Genomic DNA, 3,306 nt, shown 5'->3' on the forward strand with positions numbered 1-3,306 from the left:
GTGCCCAGGTCGCGCTGACCTTCTGCTTCGGGGCGCCCTTGAGCAGCGCGCGATCGGCGGTCGCGGATGGCTTCTGCTGCAGCGCCGGCGCGTGCCAGGCGCCGCAGACGACGGCGATGGCGCCGTCAGTTTCCTTGGCCGCCCTGGCGATTTCGAGCCGCATATGCGCTTCGCGGGCAGCTTCCCGTCCGGCCGCCGCCGCTTCGCGCAGCGCCGTCATCGCATCCGCGATCGCCGCGAACACCTCGCCGGGCTCGGGATTCTCCTCGATCACATCGCGCCACCAGCTCTCGCCGTCCTCGTAGCCGCCAGCGGTCGCGAGCACGCCGATCGGATCACGCTCCAGCATGTTCGGCGGCTGCTCCGGCGCAGATTCTGGACGTACGGCAGCATCAGAATCGGCGTCTGCGGCCAATCCGGGCGGTGCTGCCGGGCCAAGACGCCAGCTCGCCGGCAGATCGATGAAACGCGCGGCCGCGCCATGGCGCACGGCCCAGCAGGCGGCCTGATATTCCGGCGAGTAGGTGGCGAACGGCCAGAAGATGGTGCGCGCGGGATCATCTGCCGCATAGGTCAGGAGCGCCACAGGCGGCACCATCGCCGGGTCCGCCAGCATCGGCAGCAGGCCGGAGGCATCGGACGGGCCCTCGATCAAAACCGTCTGGGGACGTAATTCGCCGAGCGCTTCCAACAGCCGCCGCGACGAGCCGGGGCCGTGGTGGCGGATGCCGAAGACATGGATTGCCGACGCCATCGCGAGTCAGACCAGCTCGACCAGCATGCGGTAATATTCGGCGTAGTCCGGTCGTTTCTTCATGACGGTCTCGAGATATTCCTCGAGCACGGCCTTGTCCTGTACCGGGTCCTTGACGATGGCGCCGATCATATTGGGCGCCACGCCTTCGGCCGACAGCCTGCCGTCGTTGAAGAACGCGGCCTGGCTCAAGCCGCCGATCATGACCGCGATCGCCTCGGCCGTGGATAGCGAGCCGGACGGCGTTTTCAGGGTCAATTTGCCGTCCAGCGTCGCGCCGCCGCGCAACTCGCGGAAGATCGCCACCACGCGCGCCACTTCCTGCGCGACGTTCTTCGGTGCCGGCAGATCGAGCGACCGCGCCATCTCGCCGACGCGACGGGTGACGATGGCGATTTCCTGTTCCATATCATCGGGCAGGGGCAGCACCACGACATTGAAGCGCCGCTTCAGCGCCGAGGACAGTTCGTTGACGCCCTTGTCGCGATTATTCGCGGTGGCGATCACGTTGAAACCCCGCCTGGCGTAGACCGCCTCGTTCAATTCGGGGATCGGCATCATCTTCTCGGACAGCACCGTGATCAGCGTATCCTGGACATCCGACCCCATGCGCGTCAATTCCTCCAGCCGGCACAGCCTGCCGGCCTCCATGGCGCGAAACATCGGCGTCGGCACCAGGGCCTGACGCGATGGCCCATGCGCCAGCAGTTGCGCGTAATTCCAGCCATAGCGGATCTGGTTCTCGTCGGTCCCCGCGGTGCATTGCACCACCATGGTGGAATCGCCGCTGAGCGCCGCGGCGAGATGCTCGGACACCCAGGATTTTGCCGTTCCGGGCACGCCGAGCAGAAGCAAAGCGCGATCGGTCGCCAGTGTGGCGATCGCGGTTTCGATCAACCTCCTGTCGCCGACATATTTGGCGCTGACGGCCGTGCCGTCCATGGCTTTGCCGCCCATCAGATAGGTCACGGCCGCGCGGGGCGACATGGCCCAGCCTTGCGGTCGCGGGCCCGGATCGGCTCGCAACGCCTCAAGCTCCGCCGCATAAGTCTGTTCGGCGGGAAGACGCAACATGTCGGTCACGCGATTGTCTCCGTTTTGAGAGCGGCATTGAGATGCAAGAGATCGAGTCTGGGATCGGCGGCCGACAATCCCCAATCGACGACGCGCGCGGCCAGATCGGCGGCGCCCGGCGCGTCGAGCAGGAGCGCGATGCGATTGAGCGCCATGCCCAGCATGGTGTTGTCATGCGTGCGCCGGCCGTCCGGGCCGTTGAGCGCGTCTTCGACCAGCTCCTTCAGCGATTTGTAGGCCGCTGCGGTGAGCATCGCCGACAACGGCACCAGGCCCAGTTCGCGCCCTGCGATGGACAACGTGGTGTCCAGTTCACCATCATCTCGCGCCATGATCTGTGCGGTCAGCGCCCGCCGTTCCCCGGCTGAGAGGCGTGGCGCCAGCGCGCAGAGATGACGGAGGGGAGAGGCCGCATCCGCCAGCAGGCAGTCCAGCAAGGCGGTTCGCGCGGCGTCGGAGCCGGTGGTCGCCACCATCTGCGCGAACCCGTCGATGGTATCGGCTGGACCCTCGGGCGGTGCTTCCATCAACTGGGTATCGGCGACCCCGAGCGCACGCGCCAGCGCGGCCAGACTGACGAGTCTGAACAGCTCGTTTCGCCGCGTCTTCTGGGCCGCTGTTTTCAACGACTTGATGACAAGCCGGCTGCGCCGGTTGATCAGGCCTACCTTGCCGAGTTCGACCATCCCGGCCAGTTCGGCCGCGAGATCGCCGCTGTCGGCGCTACGCCCGAGCCTTGCAAGATAAGCTCGCGCGATGGCTTGGACGCGCTCCGAGCGATCGTTGGCGAGGCTCTCGAGAAAGCCGGCGTCCGCCTCGGAGAGGCTTGTCTCGAGAATTTCCAATAGCCGGAGCCGCCGCTCGGCCGGCTCTGTTGCCCCCTTGGCGGCGACGATCGCCAGCGCTGCGGCCGGATCGGTCCTGCGCAATTGCGCCAGCGCCGCGCGCCGCTCGGCCCAGGGCCAGTGTTGATAGCTCTCGATGGTCAGCGCGGCGTTCGCGTCCTTTGCCTTGCTCTCGGTGCGCACCCAATCCAGCCAGGGCGCGTAGATGTCGGGGGCCCAATCATCACGCGGCGACGGCATCCAGTCCGCCGGATGCACGCAAACACCGCGCGCCGTGACGAGATCGATGAGCGGCCGTTCGATCGACGTTCCAGCCCTCTGCGCCGACAGGATGCGCCGGAAGCGCGGCCGCAGCGCCTCCGCCATGACCGGCAAGGCCAGCGCCGGCAGCAGCGGCCGCGCCTCGAGGGCGCTGCCAGGTGCGGTGCGAAACAGGACCGACGTCGCATGTCCTGTCAGCGCCGCCAGTGCGGCTTCGCCATGTTCACCCTCGACGACCTCGCGCCATTCTGCCGGGCAATGTTCGAGCGCCGAACGCCCGGCCATCCAGGCGCTGCGAATGCGCGCGAGCGAGGCTTCGAGCTCATGCATCGAAACCAAGCCTTCCCCAATTGGTGCAGGCGGCGATCAGCG

3 protein-coding genes are annotated in these 3,306 nt (G+C 67.2%); all 3 read right to left on the minus strand.

Features of this window, described 5'->3' with window-relative positions; genetic code table 11:
- Positions 1–754, minus strand: a 754-nt coding sequence (locus WCB02_RS36680) for a DUF5682 family protein (protein WP_423966600.1), incomplete at its 3' end; no start/stop codon positions are given.
- A gap of 6 nt (positions 755–760) precedes the next feature.
- On the minus strand, positions 761–1,828 hold the full coding sequence (locus WCB02_RS36685; RefSeq protein ID WP_423966606.1) for an ATP-binding protein: 1,068 nt from the start codon (positions 1,826–1,828) through the stop codon (positions 761–763).
- A gap of 5 nt (positions 1,829–1,833) precedes the next feature.
- Positions 1,834–3,264, minus strand: a complete 1,431-nt coding sequence (locus tag WCB02_RS36690) for a DUF5691 domain-containing protein (RefSeq protein ID WP_423966603.1) — start codon at positions 3,262–3,264, stop codon at positions 1,834–1,836.
- Between the last annotated feature and the right edge of the window lie 42 nt (positions 3,265–3,306).

The sequence above is a fragment of the Bradyrhizobium sp. genome (assembly GCF_049581145.1).
In the GTDB taxonomy this organism is placed as follows: domain Bacteria; phylum Pseudomonadota; class Alphaproteobacteria; order Rhizobiales; family Xanthobacteraceae; genus Bradyrhizobium.

What these genes read in the sequence shown, in the direction of transcription:
- WCB02_RS36690 (WP_423966603.1), bottom strand. Translation starts at nt 3,264, where the DNA reads ATGCATGAGCTCGAAGCCTCGCTCGCGCGCATTCGCAGCGCCTGGATG.
- WCB02_RS36685 (WP_423966606.1), bottom strand. Translation starts at nt 1,828, where the DNA reads ATGTTGCGTCTTCCCGCCGAACAGACTTATGCGGCGGAGCTTGAGGCG.